The sequence below is a fragment of the Syntrophomonas sp. UBA1041 genome (assembly GCF_002316705.1).
Lineage (GTDB): Bacteria > Bacillota > Syntrophomonadia > Syntrophomonadales > Syntrophomonadaceae > DTU019.
On record NZ_DCEA01000061.1, the window covers coordinates 3,422 to 3,928 of the forward strand.

Genomic DNA, 507 nt, shown 5'->3' on the forward strand with positions numbered 1-507 from the left:
AATACGGCATTAACGACCTGCGCTTGTTCTTCGATAACGACCACCGATTTCTGCGTCAATTTTAGGAGGTGACAGGATGGGAATATCATTAAACTGGCTCAAACAATATGTGGATATCAAAGAGAAACCCGAAGTTATCGCCCACCGTCTCTCCATGGCAGGAATACTGGTAGAAGGCCTGGAGGAAAGCGGCAGCGATATAATCATGGATCTGGATCTGACTCCCAACCGGGGCGACTGCCTGGGCATGATCAACCTGGCCCGGGAGATTTCAGCCCTGACCGGCAAGCCGGTGAAGATTCCGGAAATTGTTTTGCGGGAAATACCCGAGAATATAGAGGATTATATCAAGGTGGAAATAGAAGACCCGGTTTTGTGCCCCCGCTATACCGCCCGCCTGGTGAAGAATTGCGTGATCAGGCCATCGCCGGCCTGGATGCAGGAGGCCCTCATCAATTCAGGGATTCGCCCCATCAACAATATCGTGGATGTCACCAACTATGTAAT

At 50.7% G+C, this 507-nt stretch carries 1 protein-coding gene; it reads left to right on the plus strand.

The window, feature by feature from the left end; genetic code table 11:
- Nucleotides 1-76: 76 nt before the first annotated feature.
- Nucleotides 77-507 (plus strand): phenylalanine--tRNA ligase beta subunit-related protein (locus tag B2633_RS08670; RefSeq protein WP_483170209.1); only part of this gene is annotated, 431 nt, incomplete at its 3' end.